This window comes from Allomuricauda sp. d1, assembly GCF_039592695.1.
Taxonomy (GTDB): domain Bacteria; phylum Bacteroidota; class Bacteroidia; order Flavobacteriales; family Flavobacteriaceae; genus Flagellimonas_A.
The window spans coordinates 612,639-636,964 of sequence record NZ_JBBUTK010000001.1 but is presented as its reverse complement, the minus strand read 5'-3'; the positions used below and the strand labels follow the sequence as shown (position 1 = coordinate 636,964).

Here is a 24,326-nt window from a genome sequence, read left to right as displayed (position 1 = left end):
GATAAAAAGCGGCCATGGGCCGCTTTTCTTTTTATAAACTCAATTGTAGCCCTAATCTAAAATTCCTACCCCTTGTCGTAAAATTTAAGATTTCGAAATAGGCTGTGTTGGTGATATTCTCCATTGACACAAAAAAGCGTACCTGCTTATTGAGTTGGTGACTTAAGTAGGCATTCCAAAGTCCAAAACTTTCTAAAGTGACGGTCTCAAAGGTCGAAAAATCAGTGTCTTCCCTGTCGGAAGTGTGTTGATAGGACAATGATGCATCCGTCTTTTCATTGAATTCATATCCAACTATTGCATTGAATACGTTCTTCGGAATTCGTAGTCCAAGACCTTCTTCCGCATCTGTAAAGGTATAGTTGGCATTAAAGCTCATCTTTTCAATAGGTGTTACTTCCAACTCCACTTCCAAGCCATTGAAATTGGTAGGGGTAGCGATATTTTGATATTGGCTTTCAAACGTTTCGGGATTGATGGTCACAAATTGAATACGGTTCTCTTCCTTCCTATCAAAATAGACGGCACTGAATCGTAATTTTTCTGAGGGACGATATTCGATTCCGCCTTCCAAAGTGGTGTTCTCTTCGGGCTCCAAATCAGGATTTGGCCCAAACGGACCAAACAATTGCGAAAGATTCGGTGCAATGAATGAGGTCGCGTACGAGCCAAAGAATTTCAAATAGCCTTCTCCCAATTTGAACCGATACGACGGATTCAAATTATAAATCAAATTTGAGCCATACTCGCTGTGGTTGTTCAGGCGAAGGCCTGCGTTAAGGTTCAATCCGAAATCGGAAATCCATACCCCATTAATGTAGGGATCAATGGTCGTCGCAGTTTCCTCAGTTTCAGAAAACAGTGTTTTGTGCTCAATGGCGTTGACACCGACTATGGTATACAGCTTTTCATTGAACGTGTATTTGTTGAAAACGTCAAGAATCCATGATTCTGAATCAAACGCATTCGGAAAATTCGTTTGAAAACTTCGGGTCACCGAATTAAAGGCACCATTGAAATGCAGGCTTCCTTTGCCATAGCGATATATCGAAGAAAGCGCGAATCGCGATTGTTCGCTGCGTGAGGTAAAATTAGCATCCTCAACAGGAAAACCATTATCAAAATCATTGTTCAATTTGTCGTAAAAAGCAGTTGCTGACAGTTCAAGATTCGTTGAGAACGCGTAGCCCACTTTTACGTTTCCATTGATTCTCGAAAACGCATCGGACTCATCGCCGACTGCAGCAGATAGGCCATCCGTGAATTGATGCCCGCCAGAGGCAAGTACCGATAGTTTTCCTGATTTGCCTGATAGCGCGACTGTATTCGAGAAATCCGAAACATTGTATCCCTGCTTTTCCTTTGATTGGTTGGTGCCCATGATCGAAGTGGTTTCCAGAGAAAATCCGTCCTGAGAAGCTTTTTTGGTCGTGATGTTGATGACCACTGTAGCTGCAGCATTACCGTACAGCGTACTGGCTGCTCCCTTGACAATTTCAATACGCTCGATTTGGGATGGATTCAACAGCCTCAAGTCAAATTCTGCATTGACGTTGGATGGGTCACTGACTTGAATACCGTCAATGATGACCAAAACTTGTCGGTTATTTCCGCCACGGGCAAATACCGAGATGTTCTGACCTGCTTGGCTACGGCTGCCATTCACAGCGATACCACTTTTGGTGTTGATGATTTCTGCCACGGATCTACCTTGATTGCGCTGTAATTCTTCGGCAGAAATCTTTATCACTGCTTTTCCTGAGTTTTCACGTTTCAATGCAAAGCGTGAATCACTGACCACTACTTCATCCAAATCTTGAATGGGAATGGAATCATTTTGCGCCTGTTGCGCGGATAGGCCATGACATAAAAATAATAGTGCCAATGGCCCAAGTAACCTGTTTTTCATTTTTAGCTAGGTTGCTCGGAATAGCCATACGGATGATATGAACCTTTTTGGGTTCAACGCATGCAAACTTTTATCCCGAAAGTTTAACAATATGTGTTTGAAATTGGCAGGTCTCCTGGCTTGTTCAACTTTACTTTGCCTTCCCATCCGCCTCAGGCGGACAGTGGCTTATGAAGAAAGTGAAGTCCTCTATGAAAGAGGTGCCAAAACTCCCGATAGCTATCGGGATGGCATAAACTTACAGTTGCGGGAACAGCTCCAGATTTGTTGAAGTACGAATGGCTAGAATTTATCACTCGTCATTCTACGCACTGGATTCCCTTTTAATCCCGAAGCAAAAGCTTTCGGGAACCAATATTCGGTACGAATGTAACCATTTTGATGAATATGCTACTTTTGGGCCATGATAAAATCCACTACTTGGCGATTATTACTATTCGCAATTCTTTTTGTTACCTGTAAAGAGAAAAAAGAGCAAGTGCCCCAACCTTTTCCAGAGGAAAAGACAGAACCTACGAAAATCAAGTATGCCAATGGGTTCACCATCGAAACCGGAAGCAGTTATTCAGTACTGAAAGTCAAAAGCCCGTGGCCAGGTTCAGAAAAGGAATTCAAGTACGCTTTGATTCCGAGGGAAAAACTGCCTATGATCACCTTGCCAAAGGGTGCGTATGATGCCATTATTGCGACTCCCGTTGAAAATTTGGTGGTGACTTCAACCACACACATTCCAGCATTGGAAAGTTTGAACGGTTTGGAAAAACTGGTGGGTTTTCCCGATACAAAATATGTGTCTTCAAAAGCAGCCCGACATTTGATTTCCGAAGGAAAAATTAGAGAATTGGGCAGCAACGAAAGCCTGAACACCGAAGTGGTCATCAATTTACAACCTGATGTTGTCGTTGGTTTTTCCATTGACAATCAAAATGCTGCGTACGAGACCATTTCAAAAGCACGTATTCCTGTTGTTTACAATGGGGATTGGACGGAACAAAGCCCCATTGGAAAGGCTGAATGGATCAAATTTTTTGGTGCGCTACTGGAGAAGGAAAAAGAAGCCGACCGAATCTTTAATGAAATTGAGGAATCCTATCAAAAAATAAAAAATTTGGCTTCAGAAATTTCAGAACGACCCACGGTGCTGAGTGGTGCCCTGTACAAAGATGTATGGTACCTGCCCGCTGGGGAAAGCTGGGCCAGTCAATTTTTGGCCGATGCTAACACCGACTATCTCTGGGCATCAACTGAAGGTTCGGGTAGTCTTTCATTGAGCTTGGAGTCCGTTCTTGAGCAAGGCCGTACTGCAGATTTTTGGATATCACCTTCGCAGTTCACCTCCTATTCTGAAATGCAGGAAGCCAGTTCACATTATACTGAATTTGATGCCTTTCAAAATCAAAAAGTGTATACGTTTGCCGCCACCAAGGGTGAAACCGGAGGGTTATTGTACTACGAGCTGGCACCACAGCGTCCCGATTTGGTATTGAAAGATTTGGTGCATATTTTTCATCCTGAAGTATTGCCCGAACACGAACCCTACTTTTTCACACCTTTGCAGAAGTGATTTCAACAAAGCCATATCGATTGTCATTCCTTCTGCTTTTTTTGGCGCTGCTATTGAGCGTTCTGCTGAACATCAGTCTGGGTTCGGTGAGCATTCCATTTACCGAGGTGGTGAAAACGCTACTTGGCGGTGCTGCACAAAATGAATCTTGGCAATACATCATCACTGATTACCGCATTCCAAAAGCCATCACAGCTATTTTAGTGGGCGGTGGATTAGCCGTTAGTGGACTTCTAATGCAGACCCTGTTTCGAAATCCATTGGCCGGACCCTTTGTACTGGGCATCAGTTCAGGGGCCAGTTTGGGTGCCGCTTTGTTATTGATGGGCACATCGCTGTTCTCAGGATTGGCCATCTACGGATTCGGAAATGATATCGCATTGGCGATTGCCGCCAGTTTGGGCAGTTTTTTGGTGCTTTTGGTGGTCATGGTCGTGGCAAACCGCGTACGTGATACCATGGCGCTCCTTATCATAGGATTGATGTTTGGCAGCATTACCGCAGCTTTGGTCAGCGTTTTGGCCTATTTCTCAGATGCCGAACATTTACAGCGTTTTATCTTTTGGTCCTTCGGCAGTGTAGGCAATCTTTCGTGGACACAAATTGGTGTTTTAACAACAATAGTTTTATTGGGATTATTGCTGGGAGTGGCCTCCATCAAAAATCTGAACGCCTATCTTCTTGGAGAGAACTATGCACAGAGTTTGGGTATTTCCTTAAAAAAATCTCGGTTGTTCATCATTATCGCCACTGGGATTTTGGCTGGGGGCATTACGGCATTTGCGGGTCCGATTGCCTTTGTGGGGCTTGCCGTTCCGCATCTGACAAGACAAATCTTTGACACTACGGAACATCGAATTTTAGTGCCGGCCGTTTTGCTCTATGGAGCAATTTTGATGTTATTATGCGACACCTTGGCCCAATTGCCCAGCTCGGCCAATGTGTTGCCCATTAATGCAATTACCTCGATTGTTGGTGCGCCAGTGGTCATTTGGCTGTTGGTCAGAAAACGGAAATTGATTTTTTAGGATGGAAAAAATACTTCATATAAAAAATCTGGGGGTAGGCTACGGTAATACCGTAATCGCCGAGAACATCAGTTTTGCACTCCCCAAAGGGAAACTCTGTGCCATCGTTGGGGTCAACGGAATTGGAAAGTCCACTCTGCTGAGAACATTGGCCAAATTACAGCCAAAACTATCAGGGGAAATTTCAATCCAAGGGGAGGATTTAAATACAATAACCACATCCGAATTAGCAAAAAGTGTAAGCGTGGTCTTGACAGATCCGATTGCCACAAAAAACCTTACCGCCAAAGAATTGGTGGCCTTGGGCAGACAACCCTACACCAATTGGATCGGCATGCTCAGCAAGCAAGACCAAACCATCATCAAAGAAAGTATTTGTCTTTTTGAACTGGAAGAGCTTCAACACAAAAAGTGCTACGAACTCAGTGACGGACAGTTACAACGGGTGCTCATTGCCCGTGCCATGGCCCAGGACACCCCTTTGATTTTGTTGGATGAACCGACCACCCACCTCGATCTGTTTCATAAAGTGCAAATTTTGAAATTGCTGCAACAATTGGCGCATGACCATCAAAAAACCATTGTCTTCACAACCCATGAAATAGATCTGGCCATTCAGCTTTGCGACAACATCTTGATTCTGGATGGAAACCAAAATCCATTTGGGGAACCCTGTGAATTGATTGAGCAAGGTTGTTTTGATTCCCTTTTTCCCAAAGAAATGGTACAGTTTGATGCGAAAACGGGTTCTTTTAAAATCAATAAGTAGGAATGGCTCCTTCCCCTGGCTTGGGAAGGTGTCCCGACTTTGTCGAGACGGAAGGGGTAGTCATTTCAAAACCTTTTATCTTTATCGAAGAATAACATGCTATGAGTACAGAGTTGATGTATGTTTTGATTGGATTGATTTCAGTTGGAATTGGTGTTCTTTTGGGCATCTACATCCAAAAATTGCGTACAAAATCCGATGAAAGTGTTTGGGGCGAACGGGAGAGCCAGCTCAAGAATACTGTTGCTTCCCTCAATGAAAAATTGCTGGCCGAGAATGAGGAGAAAAGAGTGTTGCAGTCCGAAAAGGAACGACTGGGCAATCAAATCGTCCGTCAAGGTGCAGATTTGGAAAACCTACAGCGCATCAATTCGGAACAAAAGGAAGAGGTAGAAAAACTACAGGAAAAATTCACCAAAGAATTCGAGAATCTCGCCAATAAAATCTTGGATGAAAAAAGCACCAAGTTCACCGAGCAGAATCAAAAGAATATCAAACAGATATTGAATCCGTTACAGGAAAAAATCCAGCTTTTTGAAAAGAAAGTGGAAGAAAATCAAAAACAGAGTTTTGGTATCAATGCTGCCCTCAAAGAGCAATTGCGACTTTTACAGGAGCAAAATCTCAAAATTACCCAAGAGGCAGAAAATCTAACCAAAGCCTTAAAAGGCGATAGCAAAATGCAGGGCAATTGGGGTGAACTGGTATTGGAGCGGGTGCTTGAAAAATCTGGACTCGAAAAAGACCGTGAATATTCAGTGCAGCAAAGCTTTCAGCGTGAAGATGGCAGCCGTGTGATGCCTGATGTCATTATCAATCTTCCCGACGGGAAAAAGATGATTGTGGATTCCAAAGTTTCCCTAACGGATTACGAGCGGTATACCAATGCCGAGGAAGATGATAAGCCCAAGTTTCTGAAAGACCATATTAATTCCCTCAGAAAGCACGTGGAGCAACTTTCCGCAAAAAAGTACGAGGACCTGTATGAAATGGAAAGCCCTGATTTTGTACTCCTCTTCGTGCCCATCGAACCCGCTTTTGCCATTGCTATCAACGAAGATAACTCATTGTACAACAAGGCATTTGAACAGAACATCGTAATTGTTACTCCAAGTACGCTTTTGGCTACTTTGCGAACTATCGATACCATGTGGAGCAATGAAAAACAACAGCGTAACGCCATTGAAATTGCCCGTCAGGCTGGCGCACTTTATGATAAATTTGAGGGCTTTGTGACCGACCTCACAAAAGTGGGTAAAAAGATGGATGAGGCCAAAACTGAGTACCGAGGCGCCATGAACAAATTGGTCGAAGGCCGTGGCAATATTGTGACCAGTATTGAAAAGCTAAAAAAGATGGGGGCCAAGGCCAAAAAATCCATTCCAGAGAAAATTTTAAAACGCGCCATTGAAGATGATCTGGACACCGATGGCAAAGACCTTGAAATTGAAGATGAACAACCAAAACTAAAGCTGTAAATGCGAAAAGTCATTTTTATCGGTATCTCTGTCATTCTATTGGCCGTAGCGGCCTATTTTGCCTTTGTGTATTACGTGCCCTTCAGCGAAGGCTACCGTTCAGGCGAATTGATAAAATTCAGTAGAAAAGGCGTTTTGGTGAAAACTTGGGAAGGCGAAATCAGTCAAGGCATTTCAGGAGCCCAGATTTTTCAATTCTCCGTTCAGGATTCGGAACAAGAAGTGATTGAAAAACTAAAGGATTTTCAGGGGCAGTATGTAAAAGTCACCTACAAAGAACGTTATGCCACCTTTTTCTGGCTGGGCGACACCAAGTACTTTATCATTGATGTCGTACAGGAAAAGTCGCCCCATTTTCGGAATTAAACTTCCCTCCTAAAAAGGAGGGACCGAGGGAGGTGTAGTACTTTCATAAGAATTGTGCAATTTTTTACACACCCCTTAATCCCCTCACTTCGGCTGCGCTCAGCACATGCTTTCTAGAGGGAAGTTAGAGATTGAAAAGTATGAAAAAATTCAAAACAGCTAAAGAATCCAGAGTATCCATAACGGAATTGATGCTTCCCTCCCACTCCAATTTTGGGGGCAAGGTGCACGGTGGCCACATTCTTAACTTAATGGATCAAATTGCTTTTGCCTGTGCCAGCAAACACTCCCAAAGCTATTGTGTGACCGCTTCGGTGAATCGGGTGGATTTTCTGAATCCAATTGAGGTGGGCGAATTGGTTACCCTGAGGGCCAGTATTAACTATACGGGGCGTACCTCAATGGTCGTGGGGGTACGCGTGGATGCCGAAAATGTAACCACGGGTAAAACAAGACATTGCAATTCTTCCTATTTTACTATGGTGGCCAAAGATGACCATGGAAAAAACGCCAAAGTGCCTGGACTCTTGATTACCAACAAAGAAGAATTGCGACGCTTTGCTCGAAGTGTGGAACGCAAAATGGCCGTATACAAAAGGGATTCCAAATACGATAAGAAAAAGTATTCAGTGGATGAATATCTTGAATATGTTGAAGGTGAAAATGTGAAACTTAATTTAGACTGAGGCTATTAGCTCCTTCCCTTGTCCAAGGGAAGGTGGATTCCATCGCCTTGGCGGATTGGAAGACGGAAGGGATTGAAAAACACCCCTAAAGTTGTGTCTTCCTCTCGCTCCTGAACTCACTCCTCGGAGACAAGAAGGGGGCAATTTCCCTTGAAAGTTAAATCCTAACAAGCACTAACACGTTTTCCTCATATCTTTTAAGCCCCAATCCTGCATCACGTCGATGACGGGAAACAATGTTTGGCCGTAATCTGAAATTTTATACTCCACACGGGGTGGTACTTCCGCATAGACAATCCTGTCCAAAATGGTATCGGCCTCCAACTCCCGCAATTGGTTCACCAACATCTGTTTACTAATATCGGGTATTGCTCGTTGCAACATCGAAAATCGGTTGCAATCCTTTCGAATCAAAAAGAGAATAACGGGTTTCCATTTGCCCCCAATTTTGTTGAGGCAGTGGGTCACAGGGCATCCGTTAGGGTTAAAATCCTTAGTTTTTCTTTTAGCACTCAATGGTCTATAAAATTAGACTATGCATATAAAAATGGACTAGTCTTGTTATTTAGACAAAAATGGGAATTTTGATTCAAATAATTCATAGAAGATGAAACGAAAATGAATTTTTTTAATCAAAGACTGTTCACAGATAAGATTAAAAGAAATTCATGAGAGAACGAGTGCAACGAGTGGTTGCATGGGTTCTTAAATTTTTAAATCAATTACTACCAGATATTTAAAAATTTTAAACACATGAAAAAATTAACAACACTGATGGTCTTGGCATTGGTTTTTACCGTGTCACAGACCTTAAAATCCCAAGAAATGAAATCATTACGAGCAAAAGCAAAACAGATGGTACAGGAACCCAAAACCTTGGAAGCCGTCAAAAAATATGCTTTGGGGGAATGGAAAAGCCTTTCTGTGGAACTCCGCCCTACCGAAGACCGAGCAGGTACTGGGAAAATACAGCCCACCTTTCTCAAAAGGCATTTTATCTACAATGACGATGATACTTTTGTGGGTACCATTACACTATTCGCAGACAATTATGGTCAAATGCCCTTAATGGAGTTTGAATTCAAAGGTGATTTGAAGTGGGGCGAGAAACATCCCATTGCCGATGGCGCCTGGAACATCGACTACATTTTGAACAAGGGCTTTGCGGTGACACCTTTGCATGAACAGGCCGCCCAAATGCTCAATGCGGGATTGCCCGAAGGCATGAGTCCGTTTGAATTAAACACCAAAAAAGACATTTTAGGCAAGGCTTTCCCCATGTTCCATATTGAGGAAGGTCAAATCGTTTCCGATTACGACCTTATCTATTTTAAAAATGGATTGCTCTTTATGGGCGCGAAACATGTCGATGGCACTCCATTTGATAAACCTGAAAACAGACCACACCAATTACAAATTCCTTTGGAGAGGATTTAGTCTTTTGATTGGTGTATGTAAAGCCCCTCCACAAATGGAGGGGTTTAAAGATTTGAAGCTGCTTCCTTGTCCAAAAACCAAACCAATTGCCCTGAATCTGATTTTACCAACGAAGCAGGATACTTTTCATACCCCTCTTTTTGATTGTGGATTTCATCCACTTTTTCGGCCTTGTTCTCTCCCGTAACCAAAAAAGCGACTTCTTTGGCTGTATTTATGACTTTTCCGTTGATGGAAACCCGCTTTTGCCCTGAGTCAGGATGGGTGGCCACTAAGCAGTGGTCCTTAGCATCCCACAATTCTATTTCGTGCGGAAAAATGGAAGCGGTGTGTCCGTCATCGCCCATGCCCAAAATGACCAAATCAAATTGGGGAATGCCTTCTACTCTATCCAAATTGATTTCCAATAGATTGGCATAACGCATTGCCTCGTTGTTGGGGTCATTTTCTCCCAAAATACGATGGATGTTTTCTTTCGGCACTTCAATTTTTGAAAATAGGTGTTCTACTGTCATTTTATAGTTGCTATCGTTATCACTGGGCAGCACACATCGTTCATCGCCCCAATAGAAATGGATGTTTGCCCAATCAATTTTGTTTCCATATTCCTTGGCCAACACATCAAAAACAACCTTTGGCGTACTCCCCCCAGAAAGGGCCACATGAAATATCTGGGCATCAGTGACCAGTTCAGCAAAATATTTTGAGAATCGCTCGGCAACTTCTTGTTTGTCTTTGTAAATCTTTACTTCCATTTTATCCATTTTGATACCAGTATGCCCGATATACTTTCCTTTAGCATCTCAAAAGACACCCCTAACCATTCGACTGTGCTTCGACTTCGCTCAGCATAACACATTCAGGGTGACATCCTCAAGTGGTCAATCCCGACTTCTGTCATCCGTCATCCAACTTCTAGCATCTAACATCTAGCATCTAGCAGATTACGCAATACCCCGGGTCATCGGCCAAATTCTTGCCTGGATTGCGCCAAAAGCCGATACCATCAATCAAATCATCGGCATTTTCAGGTCCCCACACGCCAGCGGCATAACCATAAAGGGGTACATCTTTGGCGTTTTTCCAATAGTCGAGAATCGGGTCTACAAATTCCCATGCGGCCTCGACCTCATCGGCACGGGCATAGAGGGTGGCATCACCCTGCATGGCATCCAACAACAATCGTTCATAAGCTTGCATAACGCGTGTTTCCGTCAAGCTCGAATAATAAAAATCAAGATTCGCACGCTCGACCTTAAAGCCTTGACCTGGTACTTTGACCCCAAACTTTATCAATATCCCTTCATCGGGTTGAATCCTAATAATTAGTTTGTTATCCTTGTTATTGATTCCTGAATCCTTAAAAATTTGGTGGGGTGGCGTATTGAAATGAATGACCACTTCGGTCACTTTGGTCGGCATTCGCTTAGCCGTTCGTACATAAAATGGCACATCTTTCCATCGCCAATTGTCCACATAAAATTTGATGGCCGCATAGGTCTCGGTGGTTGACTCGTCATCTACACCATCTTCTTCACGATAGCCTTTCAGTTGTTCTCCTTCAACCTCTGAGGCCACATATTGCGCCCTTATGGTATGATCATATAGTGTTTCTTCATCCTTCATGATACGAAGCGACTTCAACGCTTTCACCTTTTCATTACGTATTTCCTCTGGGGCATCACCTATGGGCGGTTCCATAATGATCAACGATACAATCTGCAGCAAATGGTTCTGGAACATATCGCGCAACGCCCCAGATTTGTCATAATACCCTCCACGACTACCAACCCCGACACTTTCTGCATTGGTAATTTCCACATGGTGGATGTAGTTTCGATTCCACAACGGTTCAAAAATGGTGTTGGCAAAACGGGTGACCAAAAGGTTTTGTACCGTCTCTTTGCCCAAATAATGGTCGATTCGGTAAATCTGGTCTTCCTTAAAATATTTTTGGAGTCCGCTATTGAGTTTTTTGGCCGTTTCAAGGCTGTAACCAAATGGTTTTTCAACGATAAGACGCTTCCAGCCACTATTATCACTGCTCAATCCCGCTTCGCTCAATTTACAGGCGATGGTCTCATAGAGCGTTGGCGGGGTTGACAGGTAATACATAATGTTCCCTGTGAGGCCAAATTCTTGTTTAAAGCTTTCCACTCGATTTCGCAATTTGCCATAATCGCCATCATAACTTCCTCCCAAATCTTCATAAAACAGCCGGTCTGCAAACTTTTGGGCCTGACCATCTTTGGCATCTTGCAGTTCATTCTTTAGGTAATCACTTTCCAACACCACTTTCTTTCTAAAATCCACATCGCCCAAATCACTGCGACTGGCACCAAGGATGACAAAATTTTCAGGCATGTATCCCTCCAAATACAGATTAAAAAGCGCAGGTATCAGTTTTCTGGCAGTGAGATCGCCAGAAGCGCCAAAAATGACAACCAGTTGATCTTCCATCTTTTTCATGCAACCTTTTTAGAAATTCATTGTAGACGAATATAACGTTTAATTTAGGTTTGCGTTTTTAGAAATCACTTACTTAGTACTATCTTAACATGGAAGAAAAGAACTCGCAAAAATGACGGACAAAAAATACGATTTTGGATTAGTAGGGTTGGGCGTAATGGGCAGGAATTTCATTTTGAATGTGGCCGATAACGGCTTCTCTGCTTTTGGCAATGATTTGGATGAAGAAAAGGTCAATGCCTTAATCGACGAAGGAGGAGATACCCGCAGAGTCAACGCTGATGTCGATGCAGCTGTTTTTGTGGAAGCTCTCAGCAAACCGCGAAAAATCATGCTATTGGTACCGGCCGGAAAAATCGTGGATGCCGTCATCGAAAAACTGTTGCCCATGTTGGATAAGGGCGACATCATCATCGACGGGGGCAATTCGTTTTATTCCGATACCGACCGTCGTGAGGCCTACCTGAAAGAAAAGGGTGTCAATTTCTTTGGTGCTGGTGTCTCGGGCGGTGCCAAAGGGGCGCGAAAGGGACCGAGCATTATGCCGGGGGGAAATCGTGAAGCGTACCAGCACGTCAAGCCCATCTTTGAGGCCGTGGCGGCCAAATATGAAGGGGAACCCTGTGTGGCCTACTTGGGGCCAAAATCTGCTGGAAACTACGTCAAAATGGTACACAACGGCATCGAATACGGCTTGATGCAACTCACCTCAGAGATTTATGACTTGCTCAAAAAAGCTGTGGGTCTTTCAAACGAAGAACTGCATAAGATCTATTCAGAGTGGAACAATGGTAGGCTACAATCTTTTTTAGTCGAAATCACCTCAGAAATCTTTGCCCAAAAAGATGAGTTGACCGATGGTGATTTAGTCGACGTGATTTTAGACAAGGCCAAACAAAAGGGCACCGGAAAATGGACCTCGCAAAATGCCATGGACCTTGGCATACCCGTACCCACCATCGATATAGCGGTCAGTATGCGTCAAATATCCGCTTTAAGAGATGAAAGAATCAAGGCAGACCACCTATACAAAAAACCCGTGCTCGAAGCCGTCAATAAAGAAGCATTGATTGAAAAAGCAGAGAAAGCCCTGTATTTTGCATTTATCATGGCTTATGCACAAGGCATGCACCAATTGGCCGATGCTTCGGCAGCATATGGTTACGAATTGAACTTGGGCGAGATTGCCAAAATCTGGCGGGCAGGCTGTATCATACGCGCAGCCTTATTGGCAGATATTACCAAGGCTTATCAAGAAGAGCCCGAATTGCAGAATTTATTGCTTTCCAACGCATTTGTACCCAAAGTGCGAAGTACGGTCGATGCTGCCCGTGAATTGGTGAGCTACGGTGCGACCCATGGTATTCCCTTGCCCGGACTCTCGAATGCCCTTACCTATTTTGATGCCTATACCTCGCAACGCTTGCCCCTGAATTTAATTCAAGCCCAGCGCGATTATTTTGGGTCGCATACCTATGAACGCTTAGATCGTGAGGGAACGTTTCATACGGAATGGGAAAAATGAACACCTCAGTCGACAATTATTTTATAGAGGGCTGCGGTCGCTGCCCGCTCGGGGGTACACCCAACTGTAAGGTACATCAATGGGTAGTAGAATTGAAATTGCTTCGCACCATCGCATTGGATTGTGGGCTTGAAGAAACTACGAAATGGGGTGTGCCCTGTTATATGCACCAAAATAAAAATGTGCTGATTATCAGTGCTTTCAAAGATCATTGTGTACTCAGTTTTTTCAAGGGTGCTTTGCTGAACGATGTTGAAAACATTCTAGAAAAGCCTGGAAAAAACTCTCAAGCAGCACGAATCCTAAAGTTTACCGACTCCCAGACTATCAATAAACTTGAGACCACTTTAAAGGCCTATATCTATGAAGCAATTGAAGTGGAAAAGGCAGGATTGAAAGTTCCATTTAAAAAGAATCCAGAGCCTATTCCCGAAGAATTGCAACAAAAACTTGATGAAGATCCGATATTAAAAACAGCTTTTGAAACACTGACACCTGGGCGCCAGCGTGGCTACATCCTTCACTTTTTGCAACCCAAGCAATCCAAAACCAGAATTGCACGGATTGAAAAATGTACCCCCATGATTTTAAATGGAACTGGGCTGCATGATAAATATTCATCAAAAAGAAAATGAAACCTGAAATCAAAACGTTCAACGAAAACCAAAAAGGCCAAGAAAGGGAAATCTGCAATTTCTTGGCATTACAGCTTATTATGTTGTTACCAGAGACAGAATACAAAATTTGGCACCGACATCCCGTTTGGTTCATAAATGAAAATCCCATCGTAGGCTACAGCAAACTAAAGGCTGGCATTCGTCTTATGTTCTGGAGCGGGGCAAGTTTTGAAGAGGACAAATTATCTCCAGGTACAGGGAAATTTATGGATGCCTCCATCATTTACACTTCTAAAGATGAAATAAACACAGCTGATTTGGCCCGATGGGTCGAAAAAGCAAAGAAAATTCAATGGGATTATAAAAACATCTATAAACGAAAGGGGAAATTGGAACGATTAAGTTAAGAGCTATGAATTTGTCTGGTGTCAATAAAAAGACCATTGAAGAAAAATTCTTGAAAAATGAAGTTGCAGGTTTACTCTCCAAACTACAAAAAGATAGCATTCCAGATTGGGGAAACATGACCGCCCAACAGATGGTCGAGCACTTGATTTGGACATTTGATGTTTCCTTTGGAAAAATCAGGGTCGAATGTTTCACACCCAAAAACAAATTGACCGTATTCAAGAAGTTTCTTTTCTCTGATCATCCAACAAAACAAAATTTCAGAAATCCCCTTTTGGTTGATGGGCTTCCCGAATTGCAACATGAAAGTCTTGGGGCGGCTATCGCAACATTGAAGTCCACCATTCAAAGATTTTATTCCATTTACAACACAGAAAATTCAAAGGAAGAAATCCATCCCATATTCGGGACCCTAAATTTTGAGGAATGGGAACGAGCACACTATAAACACTGTTTCCACCATTTGCAACAATTCGACCTTTTTCGGTAAGGTCTAGACTTCCTCTTGGGCTGCCAAGGCATTCTTGGATTTTTTGTTTCTAAAGAAGATGACAAACTGTAAAACCAGGCCTATAACGATTAAAAAGAGTATTTCTATTCTTGACAGCATTTCATTCATGTTCAGAGACTTCTGGGCAATTTCTGTCATTTGTCTTCCTTCTTTCACCTGGGTCTCCGCCAAATTGTCCAGATCACGCTGAATGTTCGATAAGTTAGAAAGCATCGCTTCTCTATGCTTTACAGACTCATTATCATTGGTAAGTTTGCCAACAGCTTGTTCTTGCCCTTTTATTTTGAGAAAGTTTTGCTGAAGATTTTTAAAATATTTGGCTTCGCTTTTTGTGAGTTTTGTTTGGGCGAACGCATCAATGAGTTTTTCAATGTCACCATTGACAGATTCAACAACGAGAGATTTGCTATTGGTCGCAACTGCCATTTTCTTATCACCAAACAACTTGTTGAGCTCATAAATATAATTCTGGGCCACGACACGGTCTTCGTACACTGAAGTCACCGTATTCTGAACTGTCATAAAATGTCGTCTATCCAACCTATTGGTGGCAAAGACCAGTAAGAAAACAACCAACAGTGCTACAGCAAGTTGAAATCTCTGCCAGTTTGTAAAATTTTTGAACATCCTCTATGCTATTACCATTTATCCATTTGGATTAATCATCCTTTTCCCAATTTAAAAAAATTGGACTCAACTAAAAATAATGCTTTTTGATGATTTGATGTCTTAAGGTTTGGCAGCGTGAAAAACCCGCAATGCTTTTAAGGCATTGAAAGCTTTTTTTCCAATAGCGAGAATTCTCTGCATTTACTTACTCAAATACATTTTTCTTCGAGAATACAAATTGTAGAACTCGTCATCTTTTAAATCATCTATGAATAGAATGCTTTCTCCAGTACTCTTCATCTCAGGTCCGAGGTTTTTGTTCACATTCGGAAACTTATTGAACGAGAACACAGGTTGCTTAATGGCAAAGCCATCCAACTTGGGATTAAATTTGAAATCCTTGATTTTCTTTTCGCCCAACATCACTTTGGTGGCATAGTTCACATAGGGTTCACCATAGGCCTTGGCGATAAAGGGTACGGTACGCGATGCCCTCGGATTGGCTTCAATGATGTACACTGTATCATCTTTTATCGCAAACTGAATGTTGATAAGACCCACGGTGTTCAATGCCAAGGCTATCTTTTTGGTGTGATCCTTGATTTGCTGCATCACAAATTCACCGAGGTTGAAAGGAGGAAGCATAGCGTTTGAATCCCCAGAATGAATGCCGCAGGGTTCAATATGCTCCATGATACCGATGATTTTCACTTCTTCACCATCACAGATGGCATCAGCCTCAGCCTCAATGGCACCATCCAAATAATGGTCGAGCAACAGCTTATTGTTTGGAATCTTACGGAGCAAATCCACCACATGGGCCTCCAAATCTTTTTTGTTGATGACAATCTTCATGCCCTGGCCACCCAGAACATAAGACGGTCGCACCAACAACGGAAAACCAAGTTCATCGGCCAAATCCAAGGCTTCATCAGCGCTTTCGGCGACCCCAAATCTTGGGTAGGGAATATCATTTTCTTTCAACAAGGTCGAAAAGCTGCCCCTGTCTTCGGCCAAATCAAGCGACTCAAAACTGGTTCCGATGATTTTGATGCCGTATTTATCCAACTTTTGGGCCAGCTTCAATGCAGTTTGTCCGCCCAATTGCACAATGACACCTTCCGGTTTTTCATGAAGGATAATATCATAGATATGTTCCCAAAAAACGGGCTCAAAATAGAGTTTGTCTGCAGTGTCAAAATCAGTGGATACCGTCTCAGGATTGCAGTTGATCATAATGGTCTCATATCCGCATTCCGCAGCGGCCAAAACTCCGTGTACACAGCAGTAGTCAAATTCAATGCCCTGCCCGATACGGTTGGGCCCCGAGCCCAATACCACAATCTTCTTTCTATCGGTCACCTCACTGTCATTGGCAACATATCGCTTACCATCAGGGGTTTCGATTTCTTCCTCAAAGGTAGAATAGTAATATGGTGTCATCGCCTTGAACTCTGCCGCGCATGTATCGACCAATTTATATACCCGATTGATTTTCAGCTCCATGCGCTTTTTGTGCACTTCGCTTTCCCAACAATCAAGCATGTGTGCAATCTGCCTATCGGCGAAGCCTTTTTGCTTGGCCTCCAGCAACAAAAACTTGGGCAGCGAGGCTATGGTATATTTTGAAATTTCTTGTTCCAACAAATGCAGTTCTTCGTACTGTTTTAAGAACCACATGTCAATTTTGGTGATTTCATGAATACGGCTCAAGGGTATGCCCAATTGAATCGCATCATAAATGACAAAGACCCTGTCCCAACTGGGTACGGTCAATTTATGGATGATGGTATCGTAGTCTTTATAGCCCTTTCCATCGGCACCGAGGCCATTTCTTTTTATTTCAAGGGATTGTGTCGCTTTGTGCAAGGCTTCTTGAAAAGAACGCCCAATACCCATGACCTCCCCTACGGCCTTCATCTGTAGGCCCAGCGTTCGGTCTGACCCCTCGAATTTGTCAAAATTCCATCTTGGAATTTTCACGATCACATAATCCAATGTTGGTTCGAACAATGCAGAAGTTGATTGTGTAATTTGGTTCTGCAACTCATCCAGCGAATACCCAATGGCCAATTTGGCTGCGACTTTCGCAATTGGATAGCCTGTAGCCTTAGAAGCCAATGCTGAAGATCTAGATACCCTTGGGTTGATTTCAATCGCAATAATCTCTTCCTCTTCATCGGGACTCACCGCAAACTGTACATTACATCCCCCTGCAAAATCACCGATGCTACGCATCATGTGTATTGCCATATCTCGCATACGCTGGAATGTTCTATCAGAAAGTGTCATTGCGGGTGCCACGGTAATCGAGTCGCCTGTATGGATGCCCATGGGATCCATATTCTCGATGGTACAGATGATGACAACGTTGTCGTTTTTATCCCTGAGCAGTTCCAATTCATATTCCTTCCAGCCCATCATCGCCTTATCAATCATCACCTCATGAATCGGTGACACTTCAAGGCCATGGCTCAATAAGTTGTCAAAATCTTTGGGGTCGTGAACGATGGATGCTCCTGCCCCACCCAAGGTAAAAGAAGCCCGAATCACCAAAGGAAAACCAAACTCTTGGGCAATTTCCTTGCCTTTCAAAAATGAGGTTGCCGTTGCTTGGGGCGCCATACCCACTCCTATTTTGGTCATAAGTGCCCGAAACTGCTCGCGGTCTTCTGTAATGTTGATGGCATCGATATCCACGCCTATGATTTCAACGTCAAAATCTTCCCAAATGCCTTTTTCATCAGCTTCGATACATAGGTTCAAAGCAGTCTGCCCCCCCATCGTGGGCAGAACCGCATCAATTTCTGGATGTTTTTTTAGGACTTCTATAATCGATTTGGTGTTAAGAGGTTTCAAGTACACATGGTCGGCCATTGATGGATCCGTCATGATGGTCGCAGGATTGCTGTTGATCAGAATGGTTTTGATACCATCTTCGCGAAGTGAGCGCAGCGCCTGTGATCCAGAATAGTCAAATTCGCAGGCCTGACCAATGATGATAGGGCCTGAACCAATAATCAAAATCGATTTTAAGTCGTCTCTTTTGGGCATTGTAAGCAGTTAATTTTTAGTCAAACGCAAAAATAAGTTCAAAAAAAAGGTGCTAACCTTAAGAGTAGCACCTTTTAATTAAAAAGTTATTGACAGTCATCTATTTTTTGTGTCGTGGTTCAGATGATACTGTTAGTTTTTTTCTTCCCTTGGCTCTTCTTCTCGCAAGAACTTTTCTGCCATTGGCAGTAGCCATGCGCTCTCTGAACCCATGTTTGTTTCTTCTTTTTCGTTTCGATGGCTGATACGTTCTTTTCATTGCTCTGTTTCGTTAAAGTGAAGCCTTTTCAAAATTCTGGGCGCAAATATACGAAGAGTTTTTGCTTTGACAAGTACCTTCTAAAAAATGTTTGTCTTAGCTTTGCCTACCTCAACTTTAATGCAGTAAAATGTGCAGAATCCTTAAAAGTGTTGTTTTAGGTCTTTTTGTATTATCGTCTTTCTTGGTACAGGCCCAAGTTGATCTGGGCTATACTCTAGAGGTTGGCCAAAACTTTAGAATCAAGCAGAATGCGAATCAATTGATGATCCAAACCCTGGAAGGCTCATCGCATGAAATCACAAATGAACTTGAAGGTCTCTTTACTTTTGAGGTCACCTCAAAAACCGATACAGGCTATGACCTTGCACTGAAGTTTGAGGATTTTGCGCTCAAATCTTCTTCAAGCATACAAGGCACACTGATTGATGTGCGTGCCTCTGAACCCGTTGATGGCGATATGATGTCTGCTATTTTCAACGGATTGATAGGCTACGAATTGACCGTGAAAATGGGAGCACTGGGACAGATTACCACTGTTGAGGGCGGTGAAGGACTTATTCAGAACATGATTGCCAATGCGGGCATTGAAGATGAGTTCACAGCCAACCTGATGAAAAAATCACTTGAGGGGGAGTTCGGCACTGAAAGCTTGGCCAAAAGCTTTGAACAAATGACCTTTTTCTATCCAAAAGAAAAAATTGCGGTCGGCGAAACTTGGACAAATAAGCATGAGGGTAAGTTGAGCTCTGAAAATATCTGGAAACTCGAAAAAATAGAAAACGGAATGGCATCCATCACCGGTGATGCCGATATCACTGTGAACAACGAAGATGAAAATCTAAAAATGAACCTCACCGGCAAGCAAGAAACTGCATTGGAGGCTTCCATAGAAAACGGATTTATTAAAAAAATGATGGTCTCGAGCATGGCCGAGGGCAATTCCACCATGCCACAGATGGGCAGTGCTGAAATACCTACCAAGCTAGAATCGACCATCACTTATGAATTAATTGATTAAGCTACCATGTTCAATAAAAACATAAAACTGGTTATTGCAGCACTGATTATAGGATACGCGGTGTATCAATTTATTGAAGGATATATAGGCAATGGCATATTCCTCATCCTGTTATCCCTGATATTTATTTTTCTGTATTTCAGAAACGAAATGATATTGCTTGCTTTCTTACGGATGCGGAAGCAAGATATGGAGGGCACCGAACGATGGCTGTCAAAGATCAAGAATCCTGAAGCGGCATTGGTCAAAAAACAACAGGGCTATTACAATTACCTGCACGGTATCATCTACTCCCAAAAGAACCTGACCCAAGCTGAAAAATTTTTTAGAAAGGCTTTGAAATTAGGGCTGAACATGGGCTATGATGAGGCGATGGCCAAAATGAGCTTGGCCGGTATCGCCATGCAAAAGGGAAGAAAACGTGAAGCTACTACGCTGTTGCAAGAAGCCAAGAAGTTGGATAAAAACGGAATGCTCACCGAGCAGCTGAAAATGATGCAGCAGCAGTTGAAACGTGGCCCACAACAGGTACGGCAAAGATATCGCTAAAGTTGGAAATGTAAAGTAAGAAGTACAAAGTTGAAAATACAAAGTGAGATTAGTAATTCTGCGAAGAGGGACGAAACCGACTTTTAACTTTTAACTTTTAACTTTTAACTTTTAACAAAACTATTTGGACTCTCTGTAATATCCCTTATTCGGAATTTCAATCACGTAGGTCTTCTTAGAGGCATTGTTCAAGTGCGGTTCACGCAACCACGGATTGTGGCGCTTTAAAATCTTGTAGTTGATTTCGTAGAGGTCGGCAAAATCGGCCCAGCTTTCGACCGCAGTATCCACTTCCACAGAAAATGTGGGCACTGCTGTGTAAAAATCATCCTTTTCAACCTCAAAACCGTACTTCGCAGGATTCGCCAGAATTTCTTTGATGGCCATGATTCGAAATACATAACGGCCTGTCTCTTGACCCAATAACAGGTCATAATACTCATCAACTTTTTGAATGTTCATGTACTTCTGTATCCCGCCCGGTCCGGCATTATAAGCTGCAGCGGTCAGCGTCCATGTACCGAAGCGTTCTTTCCATTTTTTAAGGTACTCACAGGCCACTTGGGTACTTTTTTCAATGTGGTACCGCTCATCGACATTTTCGTTGACCTCAAGGCCGTATTCTCGCCCCGTTGCTTTCATGATCTGCCAGAAGCCCGTGGCACCGGCGGGCGAGACCACATTCTGCAATCCGCTTTCGGCAACCGCCAAATATTTAAAATCATCGGGCACGCCATTTTTCTTCAAGATAGGCTCAATAATAGGGAAGTATTTATTAGCACGCTTCATCAACAACAAGGCATTGGACTGCCAGTAGGTGTTTACCAAAAATTCGCGATCTACCCGCTCCATAATTTCAGGGTCTTCTTGGGGAACAGGTTCGCCTGCAAAGTTGAGATCCTCGGGAATGTCAATCGCGCTTATCTGGTACCCTTCAGCAACATTTTTGTCTACTTTTTCCCGATGCGCTTTTAAAATCGCTTCGTTCTGGGTGGGTTTGTCTTGAACGGCGTAAATCAAGCTCCCCACAACAAAAAGGCCTCCGATAACGGCCAATATATTTTTAATGTGCTTCATAGCGTCAATCTAAATTTATCTGCAAGTTAGTTGAACTCGATTAAACTTTTTTGGATTGTATCAAAAATTGGTCTTTTCACCGGTTGAAAAATAGTAAACGGGTTCATTATTACAACTCGTTCAATCCATAATAATTGTGGGCAGGTGTTCATTAAACCATTTTGCCCTATGAATGATCATCGTGTGCGTTCCGTTTTTGACCGTGATGCAATCATTGATGTTCGAAATTGGAAAAACAGCATCTTTTTCGCCATGAATATGCACCAGATTAGTGGGCGGTTGTGTTTGTTTCCAATTGACGATAGTATCAATGCACCAGTCAATATAGGTTTTGTCACGCATCGCCAAATATTGCTCGTACAGTTCCAATCGTTTGGTGACCGTTTCGCCAAACGCATATTTTGCCAACAGTTCAACATTATTCACCAAGCCCGTGGGCAATAACTTGTGAACTTTTGTATACCGTGCGAACAGCATCCGTTTTGGCAATTCTGTATGATGCTTGACCGAAGATATGATGATCACTTTTTTGGCCGCGACGTGTTTTGCCATTTCCTGAACTAAAAATCCGCCGAAGGAAACCCCGATAAGTACCGGATTTTCTTCCTCAACCTGTTCGCACATTTCTTTGGCGTATTGCTGTAAAGACACCCCCTTGTCGGGTAGAAACCATTGCAGTCGCTTGACCTTAAAATATTGTTCCGATAATTGTAATCCATTAAAAATAGAGGGGCTGGCCGCCATACCGGGCATTAGATAAACGGCTATTTTATGGGCTGACATACAGGGTGGATACTTGATTTTGCTAGGAAATTAGCGATTTTTTAGCTACTTTTGTCGTCCGTTTGCAATTACCCCATTCCATTGCAGGCCTTGAAAATATTAAATTTTGGAGTAGTTACGGTTTCACCTACGTCGGCAGCTACATCTTACACCAATTTAAACTAAACTATATGACAGAAATGGAAATCAAGGACAATAGTTTCTTACGCCAGTTTGAAGCTAAAGTTGACGGACACTTGGCTAAAATTGAGTATTCATCACAAGAGCGCAAGGTATTTTTAACCAAACTGGTCATACCAGAAGAAATTAACCTAAACGGTTTCAAAGAAGATTTCATCAAATCTGTTCTCAACCACATTCAAGAGCAAAACCTCAGAGTGGTGCCTACAAGTCCGCATATCGCGGGATTCTTGAGAAAGAACAGGCAGTACAAAGAGATGCTCCCCGTGGGAATTCGAATCTGACACGATTTTCAAGAAAAGTAAATCCTGACTACAACGTCAGGATTTTTTTATGCAAGGTTGCGAGCGTAGCAAAGCAATCTTTCTAAACTTCAACCATATTTTTCAAAAACTCAAAACGAACCAATCCATCTTCGTCAATCTCGGTCAATTCAACTTCATGCAAGGTGTTGACCAATTCAGGATTCCAAGGAGCTTTCACCTTGACGTAGTTTTCAGTAAAACCATAAATGTAGCCCTGCTTGTTCTCGCCCTCGAAAAGCACGGTTCGCACGGTGCCCAACTGGCTCTCATAAAAAGCCCTGCGCTTTTTTGCCGAAAGGCCGCGTAGCATTTTGCTTCGCTTCGCGCGGATGTTTTTGGGTACCACGCCATCCATTTCGGCCGCCAACGTATTATCACGCTCAGAATAGGTGAAGACGTGCAAATACGAAATATCGAGTTCGTTCAAAAAATGGTAGGTTTCCAAAAAGTCCTCATCAGTTTCTTCCGGGAAGCCCACAATCACATCGACTCCAATACAGGCATGGGGCATCACCTGTTTGATTCGATTGACGCGATCCACATACAGGTTGGACAAATACCGGCGGCGCATCAATTTTAAAATCTTGTCACTGCCGCTTTGCAGGGGAATGTGAAAATGGGGCACAAACGATTGGCTCTGCGCCACAAAATCAATGGTCTCGTTTTTCAATAGATTTGGTTCTATAGAGGAAATACGAAGACGGTGGATGCCTTCTACCCTATCCAACGCCTGAACCAACCCAAAAAAAGTATGCTCGTGCTTTTTGTTCCCAAACTCCCCTTTGCCGTAGTCGCCAATGTTGACACCCGTCAGCACAATTTCCTTGATGCCCTGGGATGCTATCTCAACCGCATTCTTCAATACATTTTCCAAAGTATCACTTCGAGAAATACCCCGCGCCAAGGGAATGGTACAATAGGTACATTTATAGTCGCAACCATCCTGTACCTTTAAAAAAGCACGGGTGCGATCACCAATGGCGTAGCTGCCCACATAAAAATCGGCCTCCTCAATTTCACAGGAATGTATTTCTGTCATCCTGAGCGCAGTCGAAGGACGGCTCAATAAATCATTTAGGTAATGTGTGATTTTAAATTTTTCGGTAGCTCCCAAGACCAAATCGACACCATGAACATCAGCCAGTTCTTCGGGCTTGAGTTGGGCATAACAGCCGATGGCAATGATAAATGCCTCTGGATTGCCATTTTGCGCTTGTTTTACGATGGTCTTGAACCGCTTATCGGCATTTTCGGTGACCGAACAGGTGTTGATGACATAAATATCTGATGCTTCGGAAAAGTCCACCCGCCGAAAACCCTCGTTTTCAAAACCCCGCGCGATGGTCGAGGTCTCCGAAAAATTGAGCTTACAGCCCAAGGTGTAGAATGCTACTTTGCTTTTTCCGAACTTGTTTCGAAATCCATGTGATGTAACCTCTTCTGTCAAAACAAACTCCATTTTTTGAAGAGTGCAAAGATAACAATTACAAGAGTTAAATTTCTAGAACAGAAGATTATATGCGCACTATACAGAAAATTACTTGTGCAATTTTTTAAGCTAACTTAGCCATCAGCTGTAATGTTCAGGCTATTGATCGGTAAGTAGTCTTTTAAATTCAAAGAAATATGAGTTATAAAAAAACAAGAAGAGAATTCATTGAACTTGGTGCTAAAACTGGGATTGTACTTCCTTTTTTACCACTAAGCTTATACAATTGCAAG

24 protein-coding genes and 1 riboswitch are annotated in these 24,326 nt (G+C 42.9%); of the genes, 14 read left to right on the top strand and 10 right to left on the bottom strand.

Annotated features, from left to right (window positions below; translation table 11 throughout):
- Nucleotides 1-31: 31 nt before the first annotated feature.
- Nucleotides 32-1,909, bottom strand: coding sequence for a TonB-dependent receptor (locus AAAH86_RS02970; protein WP_343486012.1), 1,878 nt, complete (start codon nt 1,907-1,909; stop codon nt 32-34).
- Between the two features lie 87 nt (nt 1,910-1,996).
- A riboswitch (cobalamin riboswitch) is annotated at nt 1,997-2,280 on the bottom strand.
- A 32-nt stretch (nt 2,281-2,312) separates the two neighbouring features.
- On the opposite strand from AAAH86_RS02970, the gene AAAH86_RS02965 reads away from it, so the two are divergent.
- From AAAH86_RS02965 to AAAH86_RS02940, 6 genes are all read left to right on the top strand, one after another.
- Nucleotides 2,313-3,473 carry an ABC transporter substrate-binding protein gene (locus tag AAAH86_RS02965; protein WP_343486011.1) on the top strand — a complete coding sequence of 387 codons (1,161 nt, stop codon included), beginning with the start codon at nt 2,313-2,315 and terminating at the stop codon, nt 3,471-3,473.
- On the top strand, nt 3,470-4,501 hold the full coding sequence (locus tag AAAH86_RS02960; RefSeq protein ID WP_343486010.1) for an iron ABC transporter permease: 1,032 nt from the start codon (nt 3,470-3,472) through the stop codon (nt 4,499-4,501). Before AAAH86_RS02965 ends, AAAH86_RS02960 begins: the two co-directional genes overlap by 4 nt.
- Before the next feature lies 1 nt (nt 4,502).
- Nucleotides 4,503-5,270: an ABC transporter ATP-binding protein gene (locus AAAH86_RS02955; RefSeq protein ID WP_343486009.1), complete on the top strand. Its 768-nt coding sequence runs from the start codon at nt 4,503-4,505 to the stop codon at nt 5,268-5,270.
- A gap of 101 nt (nt 5,271-5,371) precedes the next feature.
- Nucleotides 5,372-6,748 (top strand): DNA recombination protein RmuC, encoded by a 1,377-nt coding sequence (gene rmuC, locus AAAH86_RS02950; protein WP_343486008.1) that lies wholly within the window; start codon nt 5,372-5,374, stop codon nt 6,746-6,748.
- On the top strand, nt 6,749-7,114 hold the full coding sequence (locus tag AAAH86_RS02945; RefSeq protein ID WP_343486007.1) for a 6-phosphogluconate dehydrogenase: 366 nt from the start codon (nt 6,749-6,751) through the stop codon (nt 7,112-7,114). It abuts the gene before it with no gap.
- A gap of 140 nt (nt 7,115-7,254) precedes the next feature.
- Nucleotides 7,255-7,800 carry an acyl-CoA thioesterase gene (locus AAAH86_RS02940; RefSeq protein ID WP_343486006.1) on the top strand — a complete coding sequence of 182 codons (546 nt, stop codon included), beginning with the start codon at nt 7,255-7,257 and terminating at the stop codon, nt 7,798-7,800.
- Nucleotides 7,801-7,974: 174 nt separating this feature from the next.
- Here AAAH86_RS02940 and AAAH86_RS02935 read toward each other — a convergent pair whose 3' ends face one another.
- Entirely contained in the window at nt 7,975-8,316 is a 342-nt protein-coding gene (locus AAAH86_RS02935) for a helix-turn-helix domain-containing protein (protein ID WP_343486005.1), read from the bottom strand.
- A gap of 237 nt (nt 8,317-8,553) precedes the next feature.
- On the opposite strand from AAAH86_RS02935, the gene AAAH86_RS02930 reads away from it, so the two are divergent.
- Complete coding sequence (locus tag AAAH86_RS02930; protein WP_343486004.1) at nt 8,554-9,237, top strand: hypothetical protein; 684 nt, start codon at nt 8,554-8,556, stop codon at nt 9,235-9,237.
- Between the two features lie 44 nt (nt 9,238-9,281).
- Here AAAH86_RS02930 and pgl read toward each other — a convergent pair whose 3' ends face one another.
- Complete coding sequence (gene pgl / locus AAAH86_RS02925; protein ID WP_343486003.1) at nt 9,282-9,992, bottom strand: 6-phosphogluconolactonase; 711 nt, start codon at nt 9,990-9,992, stop codon at nt 9,282-9,284.
- A gap of 181 nt (nt 9,993-10,173) precedes the next feature.
- A complete protein-coding gene (zwf, locus tag AAAH86_RS02920) occupies nt 10,174-11,706 on the bottom strand; it encodes a glucose-6-phosphate dehydrogenase (protein ID WP_343486002.1) in 1,533 nt (510 codons plus the stop codon).
- 112 nt (nt 11,707-11,818) lie between these two features.
- On the opposite strand from zwf, the gene gndA reads away from it, so the two are divergent.
- From gndA to AAAH86_RS02900, 4 genes are read left to right on the top strand one after another with little or no spacing between them, the layout of a single operon-like run.
- Complete coding sequence (gene gndA / locus AAAH86_RS02915; RefSeq protein WP_343486001.1) at nt 11,819-13,231, top strand: NADP-dependent phosphogluconate dehydrogenase; 1,413 nt, start codon at nt 11,819-11,821, stop codon at nt 13,229-13,231.
- On the top strand, nt 13,228-13,866 hold the full coding sequence (locus tag AAAH86_RS02910; protein ID WP_343486000.1) for a YdeI/OmpD-associated family protein: 639 nt from the start codon (nt 13,228-13,230) through the stop codon (nt 13,864-13,866). Before gndA ends, AAAH86_RS02910 begins: the two co-directional genes overlap by 4 nt.
- Entirely contained in the window at nt 13,863-14,255 is a 393-nt protein-coding gene (locus tag AAAH86_RS02905; RefSeq protein WP_343485999.1) for a DUF1801 domain-containing protein, read from the top strand. Before AAAH86_RS02910 ends, AAAH86_RS02905 begins: the two co-directional genes overlap by 4 nt.
- A gap of 5 nt (nt 14,256-14,260) precedes the next feature.
- Complete coding sequence (locus tag AAAH86_RS02900; RefSeq protein ID WP_343485998.1) at nt 14,261-14,746, top strand: DUF1569 domain-containing protein; 486 nt, start codon at nt 14,261-14,263, stop codon at nt 14,744-14,746.
- A gap of 3 nt (nt 14,747-14,749) precedes the next feature.
- Here the strand turns inward: AAAH86_RS02900 and AAAH86_RS02895 are convergent, their stop codons facing one another.
- The 3 genes from AAAH86_RS02895 to rpmH all read right to left on the bottom strand — a co-directional run bounded on the left by AAAH86_RS02895 (nt 14,750) and on the right by rpmH (nt 18,689).
- The gene (locus tag AAAH86_RS02895) at nt 14,750-15,394 is read right to left on the bottom strand and encodes a hypothetical protein (protein ID WP_343485997.1); all 645 of its coding nucleotides are present in this window, start codon (nt 15,392-15,394) and stop codon (nt 14,750-14,752) included.
- A 183-nt stretch (nt 15,395-15,577) separates the two neighbouring features.
- Nucleotides 15,578-18,430, bottom strand: coding sequence for a carbamoyl-phosphate synthase large subunit (gene carB / locus AAAH86_RS02890; RefSeq protein ID WP_343485996.1), 2,853 nt, complete (start codon nt 18,428-18,430; stop codon nt 15,578-15,580).
- 100 nt (nt 18,431-18,530) lie between these two features.
- Complete coding sequence (gene rpmH, locus AAAH86_RS02885) at nt 18,531-18,689, bottom strand: 50S ribosomal protein L34 (protein WP_082433296.1); 159 nt, start codon at nt 18,687-18,689, stop codon at nt 18,531-18,533.
- Nucleotides 18,690-18,819: 130 nt separating this feature from the next.
- On the opposite strand from rpmH, the gene AAAH86_RS02880 reads away from it, so the two are divergent.
- Entirely contained in the window at nt 18,820-19,710 is an 891-nt protein-coding gene (locus tag AAAH86_RS02880; RefSeq protein ID WP_343485995.1) for a DUF6263 family protein, read from the top strand.
- Between the two features lie 6 nt (nt 19,711-19,716).
- Nucleotides 19,717-20,259: a DUF2892 domain-containing protein gene (locus AAAH86_RS02875; protein ID WP_343485994.1), complete on the top strand. Its 543-nt coding sequence runs from the start codon at nt 19,717-19,719 to the stop codon at nt 20,257-20,259.
- A gap of 120 nt (nt 20,260-20,379) precedes the next feature.
- Here the strand turns inward: AAAH86_RS02875 and AAAH86_RS02870 are convergent, their stop codons facing one another.
- Both AAAH86_RS02870 and AAAH86_RS02865 read right to left on the bottom strand, forming a co-directional pair.
- On the bottom strand, nt 20,380-21,336 hold the full coding sequence (locus AAAH86_RS02870) for a lytic transglycosylase domain-containing protein (protein ID WP_343485993.1): 957 nt from the start codon (nt 21,334-21,336) through the stop codon (nt 20,380-20,382).
- A 120-nt stretch (nt 21,337-21,456) separates the two neighbouring features.
- Nucleotides 21,457-22,119: an alpha/beta hydrolase gene (locus tag AAAH86_RS02865; RefSeq protein WP_343485992.1), complete on the bottom strand. Its 663-nt coding sequence runs from the start codon at nt 22,117-22,119 to the stop codon at nt 21,457-21,459.
- 170 nt (nt 22,120-22,289) lie between these two features.
- On the opposite strand from AAAH86_RS02865, the gene AAAH86_RS02860 reads away from it, so the two are divergent.
- Nucleotides 22,290-22,583: a GNAT family N-acetyltransferase gene (locus AAAH86_RS02860; RefSeq protein WP_343485991.1), complete on the top strand. Its 294-nt coding sequence runs from the start codon at nt 22,290-22,292 to the stop codon at nt 22,581-22,583.
- An 82-nt stretch (nt 22,584-22,665) separates the two neighbouring features.
- Here the strand turns inward: AAAH86_RS02860 and mtaB are convergent, their stop codons facing one another.
- Nucleotides 22,666-24,063, bottom strand: coding sequence for a tRNA (N(6)-L-threonylcarbamoyladenosine(37)-C(2))-methylthiotransferase MtaB (gene mtaB / locus AAAH86_RS02855; protein WP_343485990.1), 1,398 nt, complete (start codon nt 24,061-24,063; stop codon nt 22,666-22,668).
- Between the last annotated feature and the right edge of the window lie 263 nt (nt 24,064-24,326).

Bases quoted from the DNA above. Each gene is read 5' to 3' on its own strand.
- gndA (WP_343486001.1), top strand. From the start codon at position 11,819: ATGACGGACAAAAAATACGATTTTGGATTAGTAGGGTTGGGCGTAATG.
- rpmH (WP_082433296.1), bottom strand. From the start codon at position 18,689: ATGAAAAGAACGTATCAGCCATCGAAACGAAAAAGAAGAAACAAACAT.
- AAAH86_RS02940 (WP_343486006.1), top strand. From the start codon at position 7,255: ATGAAAAAATTCAAAACAGCTAAAGAATCCAGAGTATCCATAACGGAA.
- AAAH86_RS02905 (WP_343485999.1), top strand. From the start codon at position 13,863: ATGAAACCTGAAATCAAAACGTTCAACGAAAACCAAAAAGGCCAAGAA.
- AAAH86_RS02880 (WP_343485995.1), top strand. From the start codon at position 18,820: ATGTGCAGAATCCTTAAAAGTGTTGTTTTAGGTCTTTTTGTATTATCG.
- AAAH86_RS02870 (WP_343485993.1), bottom strand. From the start codon at position 21,336: ATGAAGCACATTAAAAATATATTGGCCGTTATCGGAGGCCTTTTTGTT.
- AAAH86_RS02910 (WP_343486000.1), top strand. From the start codon at position 13,228: ATGAACACCTCAGTCGACAATTATTTTATAGAGGGCTGCGGTCGCTGC.
- carB (WP_343485996.1), bottom strand. From the start codon at position 18,430: ATGCCCAAAAGAGACGACTTAAAATCGATTTTGATTATTGGTTCAGGC.
- rmuC (WP_343486008.1), top strand. From the start codon at position 5,372: ATGAGTACAGAGTTGATGTATGTTTTGATTGGATTGATTTCAGTTGGA.
- AAAH86_RS02945 (WP_343486007.1), top strand. From the start codon at position 6,749: ATGCGAAAAGTCATTTTTATCGGTATCTCTGTCATTCTATTGGCCGTA.
- AAAH86_RS02970 (WP_343486012.1), bottom strand. From the start codon at position 1,909: ATGAAAAACAGGTTACTTGGGCCATTGGCACTATTATTTTTATGTCAT.
- AAAH86_RS02900 (WP_343485998.1), top strand. From the start codon at position 14,261: ATGAATTTGTCTGGTGTCAATAAAAAGACCATTGAAGAAAAATTCTTG.
- AAAH86_RS02895 (WP_343485997.1), bottom strand. From the start codon at position 15,394: ATGTTCAAAAATTTTACAAACTGGCAGAGATTTCAACTTGCTGTAGCA.
- AAAH86_RS02865 (WP_343485992.1), bottom strand. From the start codon at position 22,119: ATGTCAGCCCATAAAATAGCCGTTTATCTAATGCCCGGTATGGCGGCC.
- AAAH86_RS02860 (WP_343485991.1), top strand. From the start codon at position 22,290: ATGACAGAAATGGAAATCAAGGACAATAGTTTCTTACGCCAGTTTGAA.
- AAAH86_RS02955 (WP_343486009.1), top strand. From the start codon at position 4,503: ATGGAAAAAATACTTCATATAAAAAATCTGGGGGTAGGCTACGGTAAT.
- mtaB (WP_343485990.1), bottom strand. From the start codon at position 24,063: ATGGAGTTTGTTTTGACAGAAGAGGTTACATCACATGGATTTCGAAAC.
- AAAH86_RS02930 (WP_343486004.1), top strand. From the start codon at position 8,554: ATGAAAAAATTAACAACACTGATGGTCTTGGCATTGGTTTTTACCGTG.
- pgl (WP_343486003.1), bottom strand. From the start codon at position 9,992: ATGGAAGTAAAGATTTACAAAGACAAACAAGAAGTTGCCGAGCGATTC.
- AAAH86_RS02875 (WP_343485994.1), top strand. From the start codon at position 19,717: ATGTTCAATAAAAACATAAAACTGGTTATTGCAGCACTGATTATAGGA.
- zwf (WP_343486002.1), bottom strand. From the start codon at position 11,706: ATGAAAAAGATGGAAGATCAACTGGTTGTCATTTTTGGCGCTTCTGGC.
- AAAH86_RS02965 (WP_343486011.1), top strand. From the start codon at position 2,313: ATGATAAAATCCACTACTTGGCGATTATTACTATTCGCAATTCTTTTT.